Below are 20,334 nucleotides of genomic sequence, written 5' to 3'. Positions count from 1 at the left end.
ATCTGGTTTTTCCTCCGTTTCACTAGACGGGTTGACCCGCCTTCTGGTTCTCTCTAAAGTGCCGTTAGGTTGAAGCGCTTCAACTGGCCCCGCTCCGGCTTCTCACGAAATCGGTCGGGCTCTCAATGAAGAGGGAAGGCACAAGATGAACTCAGTTCGTGGTCACCTACACCGAAAGGGACGCCTGCAATGGGCGGCTCTCGCCTCGACGGCCCTGGCGCTGTCCATCCCGGCGATCGTCCACACCGACGTCGCGCCGGCGACGGCCGCTACCCCGGGGTGCTCCAGCGCGGCCTGGATGGACGCCTCACAAACCCCAGAGGCTCGGGCGGCCGCACTTCTTGCCGCCAGCACGCAGCACCAGAAGTACCGGTGGTTGGTGGAGCAACCCGCCAACAGTCCCCAGGAGACCACCTTCTCCGGCGTCACGTACCCCGTACAGGTGGACTGCACCCCCAAAATCGTGGCGACCGACGGCCCCGACGGGGTTCGGTTCACCCCGGGAGTGACCGCCTTCCCGGCTCCTATCGCCGTGGCATCCACCTGGAACACCGAACTCGCCGAGGCCAAGGGAGCGGCTCAGGGTTCGGAAGCGTTCGACAAGGGCAAGAACTTCGTTCTCGCTCCCGGTCTGGCGAGCGGGCGAACACCTCTCGCCGGTCGCACGCCGGAGTACTTCGGCGAAGATTCCCTGCTGTCGGGACTGTTCACCGCTGCAACGGTCAACGGCCTCGAAGGGATCGCTGACAAGCCGGTCATCTCGAACCTGAAGCACTACGTGGCCAACGAACAGGAACTCGACCGCCAGACCAGCTCATCGAATCTCGACGAGCGAACGCTTCGCGAGCTGTATGAGCTCCCCTTCGACATCGCGCTGAACCGCAGCGAACCGGCGAGCGTGATGTGCTCGTACAACCAGATCAACGGCGTCTATGCGTGCGAGAACCCACTCCTGAACGACAATCTCAAGCAGGATCTCGGGTTCACCGGCTTCGTAGTGTCCGACTTCGGCGCCGTTCACTCGACGGCCGCGTCGCTGGTGAACGGCATGGACCAGGAGCTCAACCGGCCCATCTACTTCACCCCCGCGAAGCTCGACGCGGCCCTCGCCGCGGGCGAGATCACCCAGGCGCACATCGACGCCGCGGCGACCCGCGTCATCAGTGCGTACATCCGGGGCGGTCTGTTCGACCATCCCCTCGCCGCGGCTCCGGTAGTCGACGCATCGACCGCAGAACACAAAGCGATCGCCCGCGAACTCGCCGAGCAGGGAACCGTGCTCCTAAAGAACGACGGCACACTTCCCCTCTCGGCGACGGCCGGCACGCGCATCGCTGTGTTCGGGGCGACTGCCTCCAGCACGGTGACCAACGGCGTCAGCGCGGCATCCGCTTGCAGCATGGCCTGGCGATTCAACAACGCGGGCACCATGAACTGCGAAGATCTCGTCACTCCCGAGACGGCGATCCGCGAGCGCGCGGCAGCCGTGGGGGCGACCGTCACGTTCAACCCCGGTACAGACCCTGCAGGCGTTGAAGCGGATGCCACGGCGGCAGACATCGCGATCGTGTTCGGTTACCAGCGCATGGGTGAATTCGCTGACCTCACCGACCTTCGCCTTGGTGGCGGGGGTGATGCGCTCATCGATCAGGTGGCGGCCGCGAACGACGCAACGATCGTGGTGCTGAACTCGGGTAGCGCCGTCGAAATGCCCTGGATCGACGATGTGTCTGGTGTTTTCGAGGCGTGGTACGGCGGCGAGCAGGTCGGTCCGGCGCTGGCGGGTTTGCTCTTTGGCGATGTGAACCCGTCGGGCAAGCTGCCGATGACGTTCCCGAAATCGATCGCAGATGTTCCCACCTCGACGCCCGAGCAGTACCCCGGCGTTTTTGCGAACGGCTCGACCACCCGCCCCGCTGGATCGCAGGAGATCCGGCAAGTGAACTACACGGAGGGACTCGCGGTGGGATACCGCTGGTACGACGCGCAACAGATCGAGCCCCTCTTTGCGTTCGGGCACGGGCTGAGCTACACGAGCTTCGAGTACGAGAAGGTGAAGGTCACCCCGGGCAAGACGTCCGGCGCGAAGGAGATTCGGATCAGCTTCCGCCTGAGCAACACGGGCGAGCGGGCGGGAACCGAAATCGCGCAGGCCTACATCGAGCTGCCCGACGCTGCCGGCCAACCGTCGAAGCGCCTGGTCGGATGGGAGCGCGTCACCCTCAACCCGGGCGAACGTCGCACCGTGACGATTACGCTCTCACCCGCTGATCTTGCCGACCTGCACCTGCTGCAGTACTGGGACGACGCCAGCGACGAGTGGGCAACCGCACCCGGCGACTACGTCGTGCACGTCGGCGGCTCGGTCGACACCTCGGAATCGGCAGGGTTCCGGGTCAGGTAGTCACGTCACCCGCTCGTCACATCAATCGCGATGCTGGCTGTGATCGTCGACGTCTGGTTTCGCACGCAGGACGTCGGCGATCTCTTCCTCCGGACGCGGCGCGATGGTCTCGTCGACCTCAAGCTCCGGTATGGACGGCTCGTCTGGCTGGGGAACGTGGTTCTGAGACTGATTTTCGTTGTGGGATGCCACGGCAAATCCTTTGGTCGGCGACATCCACAGCGTATGCCGCTTTGCAGACAGGAGCCCGGATCACCTCAACCGGGTGACGTGGCCCTCACGCGTTGTAGTGCACCGTCGAGAGCGGAGAAATGGTCGAGACGCGACCGTGAGGGAGGCTTCCATGGGACAGCAGAATGCAGGCGCAGACGCCAAGGAGAGCGAGGGCAGCGTTCGCGCCGAGGCCGGGCGTCTTGCCGAGCAACGCGATGGCGTGCCCTGGCTGCACTGGGGGCCCTATCTCAGCGAACGCCAGTGGGGCACGGTTAGGGAGGATTACAGCCAGGATGGCAACGCGTGGGACTACTTTCCGCACGATCACGCGCGCTCGAGGGCATACCGGTGGGGCGAAGACGGCCTGGCGGGCATCTCCGACAGCAAGCAGCAACTGTGCTTCGCGCTGGCCCTCTGGAACGGCGCAGACCCGATCCTGAAGGAGCGACTGTTCGGGCTGACGAACGCAGAGGGCAACCACGGAGAGGACGTCAAGGAGTACTACTTCTACCTCGACAGCACACCCACGCATTCGTACATGCGGTACCAGTACAAGTACCCGCACATGGCCTACCCCTACGGCGACTTGGTGGCCACCAATGCGCAGCGCGGGCGCGCCGACTTCGAGTACGAGCTGATCGACACCGGCGTGTTCGACGACGACCGCTACTTCGACGTCACCGTCGAGTACGCGAAAGGCGCACCGGACGACATCCTGATCTCCATCGAGGTCACCAATCGGGGCGCTGAACCGGGTAATCTCGTGCTCCTGCCGACTCTCTGGTTCCGAAACACGTGGAGCGACGGCACGGGGCCGCGACCGTCCATAGAGCGCGTGCCCGACCGCGGGGATGCGACCGTCGTGCGTGCCGACCACGCCGAGTTGGGACCGCGCTTCTTGTACGCGGCGCAGAACCCACAGACGCTGTTCTGTGACAACGAAACAAACACGGAGCGGCTGTTCGGCGAGCCCAACCCGACACGATACGTCAAGGACGGCATCGGGGAAGCCGTCGTGCACGGCCGCAGCGGAGCGGTCCATCCGACGGGCCCGGGCACAAAGGCAGCGGTGCGCTTTGACGTCGAGCTGGCAGCAGGGGCAACGAAACGCTTCGAGCTGCGTCTCACCGACCTCGATCCGGCTTCGTTTGGCGCAAAGGCCGGGCCGTTCGGCACGAAGTTCGCGAAGGCCCTCGCGAAACGCCGTGACGAGGCTGACGCGTTTTACGCCGACGTGATCCCGGAATCGCTCAGCGACGATGCCACGCTGGTCATGCGTCAGGCGCTGGCAGGGTTGCTGTGGTCGAAGCAGTTCTACGCCTATGACGTCACGAAGTGGCTCGGCGGCCACGGCGTCTCGAACCGGGCGGCCCAGCGCAAATCCAATCTGCGCAACGCCGCATGGTTCCACATGGTCAACGAAGACATCGTCTCCATGCCCGATAAGTGGGAGTACCCGTGGTACGCCGCGTGGGACCTCGCCTTCCACGCGGTCTCGTTGGCGGTCGTCGATGTGGACTTCGCCAAGGGGCAGCTCGCGCTGATGCTCGACGAGAGATACCTGCATCCGAATGGTCAAATGCCCGCCTACGAATGGAACTTCAGCGACGTGAACCCTCCGGTCCACGCCTGGGCGGTGATGCGGATCTTCGAGGCCGAGAAGGAATCGCGAGGCGACTGCGACGTCCGCTTCCTCGAGGAAGCGTTCCACAAGCTCACGCTCAACTACACCTGGTGGGTGAACCGCAAAGACCCCGACGGGCACAACATTTTCGGTGGTGGATTCCTCGGCCTCGACAACATCGGGGTATTCGATCGGAGCGCGCCGCTGCCCACCGGTGGCCACCTCGAACAAGCCGACGGCACCGCGTGGATGGCGTTCTACACTCTCGAGATGCTCGAGATCGCCCTCGAATTGGCGCGGCACGACCCGTCGTACCAGTCGATGGCCAGCAAGTTTCTGGAGCAGTACCTCTGGATCGCCTCAGCGATGGACGACCCCGATGACCCCGAGGGCAGCCTCTGGGATGACGAAGACGGCTTCTTCTATGACGTTCTCGCGGCCCCCGACGGGCGCACGACACGGTTGAAGGTCCGGTCGCTCGTCGGCCTACTCCCCCTCGCGGCCTGCGTGGTATTGCGCCCGGAGGATGTCCGCCAACTGCCCGAATTCATGGCGCGGGTGCAATGGTTGCGAACGCACCGGCCCCAGCTGGCCGCGCGGTTCCCGGCGCTGGCGGCGCCAGGGATCGGGGATCGACGGCTGCTCTCGCTATTGGACGAGGCCAAGCTGCGTCGGCTGCTCGCGCGGATGCTCGACGAGGCCGAATTCCTGGGCAAGCACGGCATCCGTTCAGTGTCCGCTTATCACCGCGACAATCCATTTGTGGTGGATGTCGCGGGCGCGGAGTATCGGGTGGACTATCTCCCCGCGGAGTCGAACACGGGCATGTTCGGCGGCAACTCGAATTGGCGCGGCCCCATCTGGTTGCCGATGAACTTTCTGCTCATCCGTGGCCTGCTGCACTATGCCTCGTATTACGGCGACGAGTTCACGATCGAGTACCCCACCGGATCGGGCGATGAAGTAGCGCTCCGGGATGTCGCGATGCGTCTCTCCGAGCGCCTGATGGGCATACTCCTGCGGGACGAGGACGGAATCCGCCCCGTTTTTGGCGGCACGGAGGTCTTCCAGCAGGATCCGCACTGGAACGACCTGATCCCGTTCTACGAGTACTTCCACGGCGACAACGGCGCCGGCCTCGGTGCGAGCCATCAGACCGGATGGACCGCTTTGGTGGCCCGGATGATGCAGTTGTTCGGAAACGAGGATGATCTCGCGGCCGCCATGTCTAGGTCGGGTTCCGCGTCCCCCGCCGCATCGAGAGCGGCGCGCACCCGCACCGGGGCCGCTTAGAGTTCGGCGTTCAGCGCTTTCATGGTGGCAATCTCGGCTGTCTGCGCATCGATGATCTGCTGCGCCAAGGCCAGAGCGTCGGGGTTCTCTCCGGCGTCGAGTTCGGTCTGCGCCATCTCGATGGCACCGTTGTGGTGCTCCGTCATCTGGGTGAGGAACAGCTCGCTCGCGTCGGCACCGGTGGCCTCTTCGAGAGCCGTCATGTCGTCGTCGGTCATCGCCATGCCATGGTCCATGTCAGACATGTCGTCTTTCTCCACATCCCAGCTGGCGATCCAGTCGTTCATGAGATCAATTTCTGGGCCTTGGGCATCTGTGATGTTCTGGGCGAGCTCAGTGACGCGAGGGTCGATGTTGTCTTTGTCGAGCACCGCATCCGCCATGACGATGGCTTGCTCGTGGTGCTCGACCATACCCATGGCGAAGGCGACATCGGAGTCGTTGAACGGGCTGAGCTGGTCAGCGGTAGCGCTTGGCGCCGGAGAGGTCTCTGACGATGAGTTTGTTCCTGCTGAGCAGCCGGCGAGCAGGAGCGTGCCAGCGATGACGCCAGCGGCGAAAAGGACAAAGCGTGACTTGTGCATGGACTACCGATCACTAGAAATTGAGTGCACGGCGACTACGCCGAGCAACGACTTCACGGTAACGGCCGCGTGTGTTTATCGGCTGTGATCATCGCCGTCGCCCTTTTCTGTCGCGTTTTCTGTCGCGAGGGGCAGCTCGACTACGTCGACGGGGTAGTCGTCAGAGGGCTGCGCACGTCACAGCGTGGCAGCCCTCCCCTATGCTGCGGATCAGACGGTGACGAGAACCTTCAGCGCCTCGCGTGCGTCCATCGCGGCGTAACCCGCTGGCACGTCATCGATCGAGACAGTACGGTCGAAGACCTTGCCGGGCTCAATCGTGCCGTCGAGCACCAGCGGGATGGCCTGTTCGATGTAGGCCCGCACGGGGGCTGGTCCGCCGGTCAGGGTGATGTTTTTGCCGAACAGCGACATAAAGCCGATAGGTGCTTCCTCGTACTGGGGCACGCCAACGCGGGAGATAACGCCGCCAGCACGCACGACCTTGAACGATTGCTCGTAGGCGGGCATGAGCCCGACCGCTTCGAGCACGACATGCGATCCGGAACCGTTCGTCAGGTCCAGAACTTTGCTGATGCCTTCCTCGCCGCGTTCGGCGACAACGTCCGTGGCGCCCCAGCGGCGTCCGAGGTCGGTTCGTGCGGTGTGGCGGCCCATCAAGATGATGCGTTCGGCGCCGAGTTGTTTAGCGGCGAGCACCGCGGAGAGACCGACTGCGCCATCACCAATCACGGTGACGGTCTGGCCTGCCTGGATGCGGGCCATGTGTGCGGCGTGGTAGCCGGTGAGATACACGTCCGATAGCGTCAAAAGGCTCGGAAGGAGGTCCGCGTCGTTCTCGGCAACGCCGGGCACAACAACGAGGCTGCCATCGGCCATCGGCACGCGCGCGAGCTCGGCCTGCAGGCCCGCGGTGTCGGGGGTTGCAAAAAAACCGCCGTGCGGGCACGCGGTTTGAAAACCGTCTTTGCAGATCAGGCAGGTGTTGTCGGAGAAAGCGAAGGGCACAATGACCAGATCCCCCTTCTTCACCGTTGTCACGGCGGAGCCGATCTCCTCGACCACGCCGAGGAGCTCGTGGCCCATGCTCTGGCCGTGTTCGGTGGGGGGCATCGAGTGGTACGGGTGCAGGTCGGATCCGCAGACGCAGGTGAGAACGGTGCGCACGATGGCGTCGGTGGGCTGCTGGATGGTCGGGTCGGCAACGGTCTCGACGCGGACGTCGCCGGCGCCGTACATGATGGTGGCCTTCATAGTGAATCCTTTCGAAAGTGTGTATCAATGACACCGTTGTTTTCACCTGCGTGGGAGTCTCTGTGGTGAGGCGTACTGACAGGGCACCCTTCGCGCGACCGGGTCTGCCGTGGTCGGTCCGGACCCATAGGACGGCCAACGGGCATCGGCGCAAAGTCACCTGTCGGTACCGGCATCGTTTGTAGTCAACGAGGGCGGTAGTTGAGGAGAGCTTTCCATCGCGGTTGCTCGGTGAAGACCACCACGAGGCACAGTGCGGTGACCAGAACCGCGATCCACCAGGGCCACAGCAGCCAGGCGGCGACAGTCGCGGTGACAAGGTGCGCAACAACCGAAAGGATTGTGATGATGCCAGGGGCTGTGATGGGACCGTCGCCGCCGGGGCGGTCGCCGGGAGTTACAAAAATGGCGGGCGGGAGGATGAGGAACAGGACCGCAGCGATGGCCAGAGGGATCGAGTGTGGCCACAGCGCAATCGGGGCGGCGATCCAGGCAATCAGTTCGGCGAGTGCACGCAACCCGCCGCGCACGGGATCGTGACCGGGTGGCTTCAGACCTGCTCTAGGCATTCGTGGGGGAGCTTGTGGGCGTGAGAGTTTTGTTCAGGAACGGCAGCAGCAGGGCGAGAACATCCGCGGGGGTCTCCGCGTGCGGATAGTGGCCGGCGCCGTCGATGACGGCGAGTTCGCCCAGTCCGCTGGGCAGATCCGCGAGGATTCGCAGGCCCTCAGCGCGAGGATCGGCCCAGTCCGGGTCGGCGCTGCCTTCGATGATGAGCACGCGGCAGCGCACGTTGGCGAGCTGTGCGCCGGCGTCCGTCGGGGACGTGCGGGTCATGGCCTTCAGTACCGCCCTCCGTTCGGGCTGGCTCAGCGTCACCTCGATTCGGTTGCGTTCCTGGGCCCAGTCAGCGGGCTTGGTCGGGATCGCGGCATCCAAATAAGACAACCAGCCTGTGAGGCTTCCGGTCATCATGACCTGGGCGAGCTGGAGCGTGCCGGCGCGGTGGTATTTATTGCGGATCAGCCCGCCGATATCGACGGACTGCTTGCGGGTGAACGGCGCGAGCTCGACGATGCCCACAATGACGTCCGGAGCGGTCGCGGCGGCAATGGTGGCTGCGCCGCCGCTGATTGACTGCCCCACGATGACGGCAGGTCCACCCAAGTGCCGCGCGACCGCGACGAGGTCACCGGCGATGTCCGTGCGCTCGTAGCTCTTCCAGTCGACCGTCGAGTCACCGCATCCTCGGATGTCGACGTTGGCTACTCGATAACCCGCGGCTACCAGCTCGGGGACGATGAAACGGTACGAGTGCCGACTGTCGCCCATGCCGTGGGCGAGGATGACGAGCGGACCGCTGCCACTGAGGTCGAAGGCGATGGTTCCGTCTGCGGTGGTCAGTTGTTCGAGCATGATTTCCTCCGTTGGCTAATGTGTATAGCTTCAAACTACTGAGATTAGCCAAGCGGTGTCAAGCGCTCCCCCAAAAAACGGTGTAGCGCAGTTGTAGAGCAGTGCAGTTCAAGTGCGGTGCAGTTGAAGCACAGTGCAGTTGCAGGCAGCGAAAAGAAAGATGCCGGCAACACGCTGACGGAGAAGTCATCGTGGAGCCGGCATCTGCCAGAGCACTCTCTACTCTTCGAAGCTCTTCCCCGCACCGTTTCGCAAGCACAGAGCCGCACCCGCCGCCACAACCGCGATGGCCAGCGTAGTGAATCCGATCACCATCGGAATGTTGTCCGCTCCCGGAGGAGCCATGATGGTGAATACAGCCGGCGCGAATGCGGCGAGCATCAGCCCGACGTTCTGGGAGACGGCGAAGCCGGTGACACGCAGCCGGGTCGGGAACTGCTCCTGGTAGGCCGTGGCGAAAGAGGCATTCCACATCTGGAAGAACACCGACATCGCGAGCAGTCCGAAGATGAGTACGAGGGCAAAGTTCTTCTCCTGCACCGCGAACAGATACGGGATCGACATGAGCCCACCACCAAGCGCGCCGGTGACCATGAGCGCTTTCCTGCCGAAGATGTCGGACAGACGCCCGAAGAGCGGGATTGTCAGGGCGGAAGCTGAGTTGACGATGAGGATTATCCAGAGGAAATCGCTCGTCGTGAAGCCGATCCCGTAACTCTCCTGCTTGCCGTACGTAATTCCGAAGACCAGCGTTGCCGTGCCAATCACGTTGGCGAGGGTGCTGATGACGCAGATCATGAGCAGACGCGGGTAGCGTCGGAACAATTCGACCGCGGGGGTCTTGAACTCCCTCGCCTGGGCGGACTGCTTCAGGTAGGCGGCGGGCTCCTCGATGTGGCGACGGATGAGGTACCCGGCGATGATGACGACCGCGCTCAGGAGGAACGGAATTCTCCATCCCCAGCTTTGAAACGCCTCGTCGGGAAGAAAGGATGCCAGCGGAAGGAGAAGGGCGATGGCGAGAATGCTGCCGATCTGAGACCCCTGAACACTAAAACTCGCAAAGAAGCCCCGCTTCGCGTCTGGGGCCGTCTCGGCAATGAGAGCGTTTGATGCGCCGAGCTCACCCGCGACTGCGAACCCCTGGACCAGCCGGAGCACCACGAGCATGATCGGCGCGAGCACGCCGACCTGCGAGTAGGTCGGCAGAAGCCCGACTGCCAGTGTCGCCAACCCCATCATCATCATGGCGATCACGAGGACATGCTTCCGGCCTCGCCGGTCGGCCATATTGCCGAGCACGATGGCGCCGATGGGGCGAGCGACATAGCCAACGCCGTAGGTCGCCAGCGACGCGATAATCGCGACTGCCGGACTCGCGGTGGGGAAAAATATCGTCGGGAACACCAACGCTGCGGCCTGGGAGTACAACGTGAAGTCGTAGTACTCCAGCGCGCTCCCAATCCACCCGCTTGCGGCAGCGCGTTTGAGGTTGCGGGAAGATGCTTGTTTAGCTGGCGACTGCGCGTCTAATGACGGTGTCGTGGTTCCGCTCATGACTTGACCTAATCTTCCTTGATATAAGTGGATCTACTGTGATCGATCGTGAACTTTGATGCGCTCTCACTAAGAAGGCCGGGTTCGATGACGGGCCCACACAGCTCTGTGGTGACCGCACCGAATTTTGGGCAGGTGAGGCTGGCGTCGCAGCCCGCCCGATTAGGCGAGTGACGACAGGATGTAGTCGCGCACCTCCCCCTCGTCAGCGTTCGCGGTGAAGTACTCCGTGAAGTGCTCGGTGCCGATGGTCTCCCGAAGGAAGTCCTGATCGATTTCCTTGAGCACGTCGATGAGGGGGCGGTACACGAGCGCCTTCATCTCATCGAGGATGCCGGCGTTACGCTGTTCCGCGACGGCGCGCTCTTTCGGATAGCCGCCGCCCATCGGTTCGGCGAACAGACGCTCGAACAGGAGCGTGAGGTTGAGCTCAGCGCCCCAGCCGAAGCCTTTCGCGTACGGGATGGAGATCGCGTTTCCCCCGTTGACCTGGGAGAACAGGTAGGCATCCGTCGGGTCGACTGCGAAACCGCAGACGACGCCGGGAAAGCTGTTGCACGCAAGCATCGCACCGATCCCGGTGCCGCACCCCGTGACTACGAAGTCCGCGGCCTTCGAGCCCAGCAGGATCGAGGCGAGTAGGCCGTTCTGCACGTAGGTCAGCTGGCTCTCGCCCTCCGTGCCGTACATTCCGTAGTTGAAGGTTTTGTATCCCTTCGCGTCGGTCACCCGGGTGAGCGCCTCGTAGATGACGGCGTTTTTGGTGGCCTGGGAATTCTCGTTTATCAGAGCGATCTTCATTTACCTGTCCAACGTTGAAGTGGCGGAGCTAAGGATGAGGTGCGGGTGCGCGTTACGCGGGCTGCTTGCCGATGTAGGCGAGTAGTCCGCCGTCGACGTAGAGCACGAGGCCGTTGACGAAGTTGCTTGCATCCGACGCGAGAAACACCGCGGGGCCGCACAGGTCCTCGGGCGTTCCCCAGCGCGCGGCCGGGGTCCTCGAGACGATGAACTGGTCGAACGGGTGCCGCGAGCCGTCCGCCTGGGGCTCTCGCAGGGGGGCCGTCTGTGGCGTAGCGATATAGCCCGGGCCGATCGCGTTGCACTGGATGTTGGCCTCGCCGAACTCGGCGCAGATGTTGCGCGTGAGCATTTTCAGCCCGCCCTTGGCCGCAGCATATGCCGCGACGGTCTCGCGGCCGAGTTCGGCCATCATCGAACACATGTTGATGATCTTGCCGTGGCCGCTCTTGATCATTCCGGGCAAAACCGCCTTCGAGACGATGAAGGGGCCGTTCAAGTCGATGTCGACCACCTGACGAAAGTCGGCGACGGTCATCTCGAGCATCGGGACGCGCTTGATGATGCCCGCATTGTTGACCAGGATGTCGATGGATCCGATTTCTGCTTCGATCTGCTGAACCATGGCGTTGATGGCGACTTCGTCCGTGACATCCGCCACATATCCCCGTGCGTCGATTCCCGCCTCGCGGTACGCATCGATACCCCGCTGCACGGACGCCTGGTCCCGGTCGTTGAAAGCAATCTGCGCTCCCGCTGCGGCGTAGGCCGACGCAATCGCGAACCCGATGCCGTAGCTGGCGCCGGTGACGAGGGCGACTTTGCCCGTGAGGGAGAAGCTCTCCATCTCAAATTTCTCGGTCATAATTTCCTACCCTTTTCATGGATGGCACCGCGACTCAGCAGAACGAGACGAGGTATTCGGTGAAGCACAAGACGGTGAGTGATTGGCCGTATGGCATCGCGGACGTGCCGATGGTCTTGTAGAAATCCAGGTCTTCTCCCATGCCGGTGCCTATGGACACGTTCTGGACCTCGCCGTCGGGAGTGATCTGTTCGCACAGGGCGGCGATGGCCTTTTCGGCGACGACGGCGTAACCGCTGTCGATGTACCGCTCGTGCACCGCTTTCAGCAGCCCGTAGGCGATTCCCGCGGTGGCGGAAGACTCCAGGTAGGAGGTGGGGTCGTCAAGCAACGTGTGCCACATCCCCGACTCGTCCTGCAGCCGAGCGAGCGCAGACACCTGACTGTTGAGAAGGTGCAGGAGCCACTCCCGCACCGGGTCCCCGGGCTCCAGATCGAGAATGTCGATCAGCTCTGGAATGGCAATAGTGACCCAGCAGTTTCCGCGCGCCCAGAGCGCCCCGGCGTAGTTGTCCCGCCGGTCGAACGACCACCCGTGGAACCAGAGCCCCGTCTTCTGGTCCATCAGGTATTGCGCGTGGATGAGGAACTGATACTTAGCTTCTTCGATGTACTCCGGCCGCCCGAGCAGTCGGCCGATCTTCGCCAGTGGGAGCACCGTCATCATGAGGGTGTCGTCCCAGAGCTGCTGCGAGTTCGGCCCCGCATAGGTGACGTGCTGCAAACCGTTGCCGTGGGTGCGCGGCATGTCGTGCATGGCCCATCGGGCCCACTGGTCCAAATACGGAACGTACTTGCTGTCCCTGGTGTCCTCATAGAGGTTGGCCAGGGCGAGCAGGGGCGCCATTGTGTTGACGTTTTTTGGTGGGGCGCCGGCGGCAAGCGCCTTATCGAACCACTCCTGCACCACGTCTGCGGCCAGGGGGTTTCCCGTGATCTTGTAGTTCTTGTAGATCCCGTATAGGCCGACGCCCTGGGGCCAGTTCCAGACATTCCAGCTCTTGTCATCCACGACGACATCGCTGAAGTGGAGCAGAGACTCGCCGGAATCGTCCGCAATGGTGGTCAGATTCGAAATCATGGCATCGATCTGTCGAACGATCTGGTCTCGGTTAATACCGGTATCTAGATGCATGATTCCTTCACAAATCCTCATTGATTACTTCTGGTAATGACGCTATAACCCCGAAAGCGCGGAATATGGCCTGCTGGGTGCCGGCCGTTGTCCAGAAGCTGCCGATTCTTGCGGCGCAGCGCTCGTACGTCCTATTAGCGTTGTGCTAATAAATGAAGGACCTTCACCAAAACCAGTGCTATCTTGTCGCGAGAGCGTACGAAGGGGTCGACGGTGTTACCTCCACGAGCAGTGATCGTCAATACGATGATCTCCGGGCATTTTGAGACCTTCCACGTCGACAACGCTGTCGTTGAGCGCGCCAATCTCCACTACCACGACTTTCACGAGATCAACTGCGTCCTCAACGGGAGCGGCGTCTTCCGCCTGGGCGGCACCGAGTACTCCACGGAGCCTGGCACCGTGACGCTCGTGCGAAGGAACGACCTCCACAACATCGTCAAGCAGTCCAGCGAGTATTACGAACGCGCATACATCCACATTCGAGAGGAGTTCCTCACGAATCGCTGCTCAGAGATCACGAACCTCAACCTGCTCTTCAGCAAAAACGGGAAGCCAACGAGCCAGATCATTCGGGTGGACGCGGGATGGTTGCGCGACCAGATCATTCGCCTGGACGATCACGATGAGACTGGCTACGGCGCAGACCTCGTCAGGGAGAACCGACTCATCGAGTTCCTGATCGAGCTCAACAAGGCTGTTTTCAACGCAGAGAACGCTGTCGTTCCCCGCGACCTTCCCGTCTCGTCCCTGATCTCGGCAGTCATGGGGTACGTCGCCGAACACTTGGACGAGGATCTGTCGCTCGACGCAGTTGCGAACAGGTTCTTCATTAGCAAGTACTACCTGTCGCGGCAGTTCAAGACGAACACAGGCCTCAATTTCCACCAGTACACGGTGAAAAAGCGGCTGCGACACAGCAAAGACCTCCTCACCACGTACGGCAACGCCGTCGACGTCTACCGGGTCTCCGGATTCTCGTCGTATACGCATTTTCTGCACTGCTTCAAGGACGAGTTCGGGATGACTACCAAAGAGTTCATCCGGCGAAGTCGCAATCCCGACGTGGTTCATTTCGAGAATCCCGATTCCGCAGCCGCGGCGTCGGTCGAGGTTAGGCGTCCTCGTAGCGGTTGACCGCCCGGGCGATCGCCTCATCCACAGTTTCTTCCATGATGACGGCGAGATGAGGCGCGCTCTCGTTGATCGTCTGCAGGATCTGGGCGACGGGAAGCTGGCCGTCGTCGATGTCGCAGCGGATGACGCGGCCGTCGATAAGGCGATAGTCGTCGATGTGCGCAGCGACGATGCGCCCGCCGAATCTCTCGAACGCGTCAGCTGTCAGCGCCGCCAGATCGGTCGGTTCGTTCGGGTCGAGCAACGCCGTGGCATCGAACACAATGCCGAGAAACGGCGAGTCGATGTCGGCGAGGATCTGCTCGACGCGGTCAAGATTGTAGATCGGGTGGTTGATGCCCGGCTCGATGCCCACGATGGTGCCCACGCGCTCGCCGAATTCAGCGAGCCGGCGAATCACCGCGCTGGCCTGGTCGTACGCCTCATCGGTGAAGTTGGCCCGAGTGTACGCAAACCCCTCCCGATTAACACTCCCGGTCTCGGTCGCCACGATCGCGGCACCGAAGTGCCGGGCGTTACGGAGGTAGGCCTCGAACGTCTGCAGGATGGATTCTCGGCGATCGCCGTCCGGGTGAATGATGTTGTCGTAGCATCCCAGCACCGCGATGTTCACGTCCCGCTCGGCCATCACGCGGCGGAAGTAGCTCCCCAGGCCGGGGTTCAGCGCACGTTCGCCGCCGAACTGCGGGAAGGACCTGCGCAGGGCAAGTTGCACGTTGTGCACACCATATTCCGACAGTCCACGCGCCAACTCTTCGGGAGTTTTAGCCCACGTCACATCGTGCCCGCGAGCGCCGAAATTGATCGCCATTGTCGTCCTTCTTGCCGGGTCGTGGAGTCGCCCGAACTGTACACCCATTCTTGAGCGGTCGCGCGAGGGCCGTGACGTTGGCACTTTCCGAGGCTCGCGACGACAGGTGGTCAGTCGAGTCGCACACCGCTGGCTTGCAAACGCGACGATACCGCTCCGATTGCGGGGTGCTGGTGGCTCGATCATGAACCTGATCGAGACTTGCTGATGGAGCCGCCTGTCAGAATCGAACTGACGACCTTCTCATTACGAGTGAGACTGATCGCGGAGAATTGCGCATTTCGCTGATTGCAGTAGTTGCAGGAAGCGCGTGATGTCGCGGTGGCAGTCACGCGTCATTTATCTACGGGGACGTCTGGGGGACGTCGCGGGAAGGCCGCTGAAAGCAGCGTTCTAGTCTACTGGGGCAGTTTGCCGTGACTTCTTGAACGCATCGTCCCTGCCGGATAGCGTCGTTTCATGACTGACTTAAGACCGAAGGCCCGAGAGTGCCTAGACCGGATACAACGCTGCTCCCTCTTCCTTGAAGGGGTTGAAGATCCTGGCACACGAGCTTTTATTGCTAAGGAGGCGCGGAAAGCTGTATCAGCGATCGGCCACCCAGGCGTGGGGGACGTCCCAGCGAGCATGGTTGCTGAGGCGATTTCCCAGGAACTGGCAATCGCCATTCGTTCGCTGCCACCCCTGTCCGCTCCGAGATCCCGGTAGGAGTCAGCTGGAATGACTGACTCTGCCCAGCTCGAACAGCTCACCGGTGTAGTCGGCCTATACGAAGTTGTTTGCGAAAGTGGTTCGGTCCACACAATCGAGGTGTCAGAGCACGCCGTTCGCTGGCGCAGAGAACCGGCGCCCGATGCGGGCACCGCATCTGGCGCAGAGAACCGGCGCCCGATGCGGGCACCGCAACGTACGACGGCAGGTTCAAGGTGGTCTACCTGAGGCTTCCGTGGGTCGTCGGGTCACGCGGCATCCTGACAGTGCGAGACAGTTCATATCTTTACGGAAATACCACCCACGCGACATCCACGATCATGTCAATCCGGAAACTCAGCAAGTCCTAGGCTCGATCGAGAGTTCCCCGAACTGGGGGTGCTCAGAGCGCCGAAATCTTAAAGACAGCTCGCGAACACCCCTACAGTGTTCCCGCATGCCGCATATCGCGGCTGCTCGACACTAACGAGAGGTCATCGAACATGGACCAGAAGAACGAGACCGCAGCCGGTTTTAAAAGTCTTGCCGGAACCCGCAAGCGTCAGGCAGCGGAGGCATTTGTGGAGAATCTCGAAAACGGAGATCTCTTTGGAAGTCTCATGGCTGACTACGACGAAAACTACGACCGCGACATTCGCCATTACATCTCGCGTCGAGACGAACTGGAGGTGCGCTTGTGCGTCGCCGAGGGGCGGGCGTTCGTTCCAAAGTCGAAGCGGCGCGAGATTCCGTCACAGTAACGTCACGCGGCAGGTTGTTTCAGCGGTCCGAAGGCTGCCGCGTCATAGATGCAAACTGCCTTTGCCCACGCGGTAGTCGGCTTACCCGGGGCGGTCTCTTCGAATGCTTCGAGCAAGTAGTTACGAAGGTGTTCGAGGTCCAAATTGGTCATGTCTACGAACTGGAGCGCTTGCAGAGCGATTGACTTGTCTTCCTTTTCGGCCAATTCTTTGAAGTTCCCGTAGGAGGCAATCGTCTCCCCTAGCTTTCGCGTCGCCACTTTGGTCGGGCGCACCGCCTTGTAACCCTTTGCCGCGCGTGATTTGACGCGCTCATGCAACTCAGCTTCGTTCGAAACCTCGCGCTCTGGGGAGAGACGCCCAGCTGCGCCCAAGTAGTAAAACACCGGTGTGTTCGTAGTTCCCGAAAGATACTGCGGCAACACCTCGCAACAAACGACTTCCATGGCCTCCTGGTTGTCTCCGACGTCCTGGACCAGGACATGCCGTAGGACCGATGATCGGGTCCAGCCAACAACGCCCTGCAAGGCGAGCTGTTCCCGGATGCCAACACCTATAACGATTTCTACGGTTGCGGGATCGACGTCCGCATCTATATCTCGCACGAACAGCGACCCTTGAGATTCGCTTGTCGAGACAAGGTCGTAGACCTGCTCCTTCACGCGACGCAGAATGCGCGGATTTATACGACGCCGAAGTCGAGCCATGGCGGAGAACGTGGGCACGAACTCGTTTACAGTCGCGGATTGAATCGGGATTGTTACACCTTCCACGCTAATGAAAGTCCTATTGAGAAAGCTCTCCACAGGGTCTGGCGACCACTGAATGAAGATGAGTCTGTCCTGCAACTTATGCAGATTTTCCACGGTTAGGATCGTGGCGATGTTGCGGAGGATCTCTTGGATGTTGGGATCTGACAACGAATACCCCAGGAACACGATGGGGTGTTCAACAAACAACGTCAGCAACTTTGCCGCAAGATATTGGTTCTTATCGTTGAACGATTCGTAGTCGCCCGCAGTGAGCACTATGCTCTCCGGACGCCGTGCGCTTCCATGAATCTTGTAGATCTCGCCTACGCCTTGAGGGTTATTGAACAGCAGTTCGTTCTGCCCGACGTATACCTCGAAACCGTCGAAGATGGTCTCCAAAAGAAGGTCATAATTTGTCGTGATTGCGCCCTCTATGACCGCTCTCTTGAGTAGGTCGAGTTCGTCACGGAGAGCGCCGGTAGTTGGAAGGTCATCGGTCGAGTGAAGAAAATGCTTTGCGACCTCAATCTTGAGCGGCGCTTCCCTGCTCGAAGGCGAAGGGTGTTCCTTTCGAGATTCTTCGAAGGCGGCGTCCTCCCACCACACGTCACGGAACTTCTCGGCAATATCCGACGCGACCCGCGCCGCGTCCCCATCCGCGTTCGCTTTGTATCGTGCGTAGGGCTGCCCGGTCAGATCGGCGAATCGCTTGAGGAGACCCTCCCAGTCATCTGTGCCTAGAAAACGCCGTGACATCCCGCTGCCGACGAACAGAAGTGGTGCGGTTTCGAATCCTGAGAGATGATTGAGTAACGATTCCTCGAAGGTCATGTGCCGATCATGACAGATCTGGACAGAGCGTAGAGTCCGTGCCGGATCATGTGTTCAATCGTCGCGGAAACGGTTCACGGTTGGGGAAACAATTCGATACTCATCCGACTTAGTGGCTGGCTCATCGACTACCGCCTGGCAGCTCGAAGGTTGACCAGGTACGCGTCTCCTGCTGGAGTCAGCTTCCAGTAAACGGACTTGATCGTAGTGCTGCGTTTTTTGGCGCCAGTTTCGATCATTCGCAATGCTCTCAGTTGAACGATTACGTCCCCCCACGCCTTGTCCGTGATGTTGAAGGTGATGTCAGGCATGGTCGGCCAAGATGTATTTCGCTGGTAGACCGGGCGCGACATGTGCGCACTCAACGTCGATCGCAGAGAATCCTCGGCCGCCTCGTCGATCATGAACGGGCCAATTACCTGGATAATCTCGTCCCACTTGTATGCGGTGGACTCCTCAACACGTTTCCGAGCGTGGCGTGGACCGCCATCAAACGTCCACGATAACTTCACGGTGTCCGTCCCGTGCTGAAAACTTGGGTCTATCTCAGTTGCAGACGGAATGGCCGATTCTTCCGCACGAATTCGCTTGAGGCGCTCTACCTCGGCCTCAAGCTCAGCCATGCGTGCACGCGTCTCAGGTGTCATCGCCTGATCTCCGCGAACCCAGCCTGGCTGTGGGTTTGATTTACGTAGCTGCGAGAGCGAGCGAGCGACTTTGCCCGCCAGGTCTTGAGGACCGTTGTAGTCCTTCGTCATGCGGCTCTGCACTTTCACCTTAAACGCTTCCAGGCGTGCAGCAGCAGCGTCATTTCGATCCGTCTTACCCAGGGGGATCACATCCGGGTGACTCGGGACGAAACCCATTACGGGTATCTTCCTCGAGATTGCATAGTCGTACTCGCGCTCTGTGTAGCTGATGCCCTCTTCCGAGACACTGCCATACCTACCACCAACAACGATCAAGTAGTAGTCGCATTCGTCGATCACACGTTTTATCAGAGTCCACTGGTCATCGTTCGCTGCGGGGAACATCTCCATCCCGGAAGGGATACAGTCCATCTCAAGAAGCGTCTGTGTTATCTCTTTGCGCTCTTCCTCCAGGTCGATGAACGTTGAGCTGATAAACACTTGATGTCTGCGATCCATGTCTCAACCGTAGGACACGCAGCTCGCAACCCCTGATCCGCCAGGTGGAAGCATGAGATCCCCGCTGGAGCAGATGGATCACACCGCAGCGGTATTGCTGTGTTCGGGAACCTCGCTGACTCCCAAACGGGTTCGCACCAGTCCCTAAGCTACGGAATAAACGGAATCTCGGACGGGTTCACGGGAACGCCAGAACGCCCGGTTGAGTCCAAAAGGATGCGAACGCCCCGAATTCGCTGATCCATTGCCTCGCCGCGCGGGGGGCCTATTCGAACACTTTTGACCGGCAACGGAAATGCCCGGAGGGGGTGGCTGAGGTTCGGAAACACCGCGGTGCTTAGCTTGATATACGGAATCACGCCGCGGGCGCTTCCCCTGAACTCGGGAGACAACCCGTGCGGCAGAAAAGCGATTAGCCGTACCTCGGCCTCGTCACTGAAGCTCGGGTGCTTCAGTGCAGCAGCCAGGCCAGAAAGAAGTGCTCGGACGAGGATCTCAGTCGAATGGGCGTCGGATGTCCCCGCAAGGCGGCCCACCGCAGTTTTCCCGTCGAGAATGTACTCAAAGACGCTCTGGATCAAGGCATCTTGATCGGCACGTTTATAGGCGACCTTCACCCAGGTGGGAACGAGAGAGAAGGTGGTATCGGGATCCGGCCTACCGCTGATCGCATATTCGTAGCCGGCGTCTAATTCGACCGCGTACCCGCCGGAGCCAGCATAGCCCCGCCACTGCCCCAGAGAATCGCGGTTAGTCGAAGCGCACACCACGTAGGCCGGGTTGAGAAGAATCCACTCAGCGAGGTCCGCGATAACGGCGCGAAGCACAACATGGATCCCGGCGCTTCCAGAGAGTGCGTTGCCTTGCTCATCAAACCAAGCCGTGATTCGGTCAACTCCGTACTTGAGTTCATCCGGATCGTTGAGCATAGTAGCGGCGGTAGCCCATAGACAGCCAGAGCGATCGTCGCCTCCTGAAATGATCCCAGCGAGTCCAGCTGCGTCGGTGTAGTGCCAAACGGATTGGTTGAAGGCGTGCCGAGCCGGAATGATTTGTCC

The 20,334-nt window shown here is 61.2% G+C and carries 17 protein-coding genes; 4 read left to right on the top strand and 13 right to left on the bottom strand.

Features of this window, described 5'->3' with window-relative positions; genetic code table 11:
- Positions 1-145 precede the first annotated feature (145 nt).
- On the top strand, positions 146-2,404 hold the full coding sequence (locus B0I08_RS15965; RefSeq protein WP_106214648.1) for a beta-glucosidase: 2,259 nt from the start codon (positions 146-148) through the stop codon (positions 2,402-2,404).
- Positions 2,405-2,425: 21 nt separating this feature from the next.
- Here the strand turns inward: B0I08_RS15965 and B0I08_RS17850 are convergent, their stop codons facing one another.
- On the bottom strand, positions 2,426-2,596 hold the full coding sequence (locus B0I08_RS17850) for a hypothetical protein (protein WP_181243446.1): 171 nt from the start codon (positions 2,594-2,596) through the stop codon (positions 2,426-2,428).
- 151 nt (positions 2,597-2,747) lie between these two features.
- Between B0I08_RS17850 and B0I08_RS15955 the strand changes: the two genes are divergently transcribed.
- Positions 2,748-5,534 (top strand): MGH1-like glycoside hydrolase domain-containing protein, encoded by a 2,787-nt coding sequence (locus tag B0I08_RS15955; RefSeq protein ID WP_106214644.1) that lies wholly within the window; start codon positions 2,748-2,750, stop codon positions 5,532-5,534.
- On the opposite strand, the gene B0I08_RS15950 is transcribed toward B0I08_RS15955, so the two are convergent.
- The 8 genes from B0I08_RS15950 to bglB all read right to left on the bottom strand — a co-directional run bounded on the left by B0I08_RS15950 (position 5,531) and on the right by bglB (position 13,146).
- A complete protein-coding gene (locus tag B0I08_RS15950; protein ID WP_106214642.1) occupies positions 5,531-6,118 on the bottom strand; it encodes a DUF305 domain-containing protein in 588 nt (195 codons plus the stop codon). The two genes, B0I08_RS15955 and B0I08_RS15950, sit on opposite strands and share 4 nt — an antisense overlap.
- Before the next feature lie 210 nt (positions 6,119-6,328).
- Positions 6,329-7,372 (bottom strand): zinc-binding dehydrogenase, encoded by a 1,044-nt coding sequence (locus tag B0I08_RS15945; RefSeq protein WP_219905691.1) that lies wholly within the window; start codon positions 7,370-7,372, stop codon positions 6,329-6,331.
- A gap of 185 nt (positions 7,373-7,557) precedes the next feature.
- On the bottom strand, positions 7,558-7,941 hold the full coding sequence (locus B0I08_RS15940) for a hypothetical protein (RefSeq protein WP_106214640.1): 384 nt from the start codon (positions 7,939-7,941) through the stop codon (positions 7,558-7,560).
- On the bottom strand, positions 7,934-8,788 hold the full coding sequence (locus B0I08_RS15935) for an alpha/beta fold hydrolase (protein WP_106214638.1): 855 nt from the start codon (positions 8,786-8,788) through the stop codon (positions 7,934-7,936). The genes B0I08_RS15940 and B0I08_RS15935 overlap by 8 nt, the downstream gene beginning before the upstream one ends.
- A 219-nt stretch (positions 8,789-9,007) precedes the next feature.
- On the bottom strand, positions 9,008-10,345 hold the full coding sequence (locus B0I08_RS15930) for an MFS transporter (protein ID WP_106214636.1): 1,338 nt from the start codon (positions 10,343-10,345) through the stop codon (positions 9,008-9,010).
- 162 nt (positions 10,346-10,507) lie between these two features.
- Entirely contained in the window at positions 10,508-11,146 is a 639-nt protein-coding gene (locus B0I08_RS15925) for an RpiB/LacA/LacB family sugar-phosphate isomerase (protein ID WP_106214634.1), read from the bottom strand.
- Positions 11,147-11,198: 52 nt separating this feature from the next.
- Complete coding sequence (locus tag B0I08_RS15920; protein WP_106214632.1) at positions 11,199-12,011, bottom strand: gluconate 5-dehydrogenase; 813 nt, start codon at positions 12,009-12,011, stop codon at positions 11,199-11,201.
- Between the two features lie 34 nt (positions 12,012-12,045).
- Positions 12,046-13,146: a beta-galactosidase BglB gene (gene bglB / locus B0I08_RS15915; protein ID WP_106214630.1), complete on the bottom strand. Its 1,101-nt coding sequence runs from the start codon at positions 13,144-13,146 to the stop codon at positions 12,046-12,048.
- A gap of 246 nt (positions 13,147-13,392) precedes the next feature.
- Between bglB and B0I08_RS15910 the strand changes: the two genes are divergently transcribed.
- Positions 13,393-14,283, top strand: coding sequence for an AraC family transcriptional regulator (locus B0I08_RS15910; RefSeq protein WP_146134454.1), 891 nt, complete (start codon positions 13,393-13,395; stop codon positions 14,281-14,283).
- Here B0I08_RS15910 and B0I08_RS15905 read toward each other — a convergent pair.
- Positions 14,261-15,094, bottom strand: a complete 834-nt coding sequence (locus tag B0I08_RS15905; RefSeq protein ID WP_181243445.1) for a sugar phosphate isomerase/epimerase family protein — start codon at positions 15,092-15,094, stop codon at positions 14,261-14,263. The two genes, B0I08_RS15910 and B0I08_RS15905, sit on opposite strands and share 23 nt — an antisense overlap.
- 1,193 nt (positions 15,095-16,287) lie before the next feature.
- Here B0I08_RS15905 and B0I08_RS15900 point away from each other — a divergent pair.
- Positions 16,288-16,545: a hypothetical protein gene (locus B0I08_RS15900; RefSeq protein WP_106214624.1), complete on the top strand. Its 258-nt coding sequence runs from the start codon at positions 16,288-16,290 to the stop codon at positions 16,543-16,545.
- A 2-nt stretch (positions 16,546-16,547) separates the two neighbouring features.
- On the opposite strand, the gene B0I08_RS15895 is transcribed toward B0I08_RS15900, so the two are convergent.
- The 3 genes from B0I08_RS15895 to B0I08_RS15885 form a co-directional block, all read right to left on the bottom strand.
- Positions 16,548-18,128 (bottom strand): SIR2 family protein, encoded by a 1,581-nt coding sequence (locus B0I08_RS15895; protein WP_106214622.1) that lies wholly within the window; start codon positions 18,126-18,128, stop codon positions 16,548-16,550.
- 128 nt (positions 18,129-18,256) lie between these two features.
- Complete coding sequence (locus B0I08_RS15890; protein ID WP_106214620.1) at positions 18,257-19,276, bottom strand: DUF4062 domain-containing protein; 1,020 nt, start codon at positions 19,274-19,276, stop codon at positions 18,257-18,259.
- Between the two features lie 149 nt (positions 19,277-19,425).
- A complete protein-coding gene (locus B0I08_RS15885) occupies positions 19,426-20,205 on the bottom strand; it encodes a DUF2971 domain-containing protein (RefSeq protein WP_106214618.1) in 780 nt (259 codons plus the stop codon).
- Between the last annotated feature and the right edge of the window lie 129 nt (positions 20,206-20,334).

The organism is Glaciihabitans tibetensis (assembly GCF_003003265.1).
Taxonomy (GTDB): Bacteria; Actinomycetota; Actinomycetes; order Actinomycetales; family Microbacteriaceae; genus Glaciihabitans; species Glaciihabitans tibetensis.
Note: the sequence above shows the minus strand (reverse complement) of the source record. Positions and strands in the feature narration are given on the sequence as shown.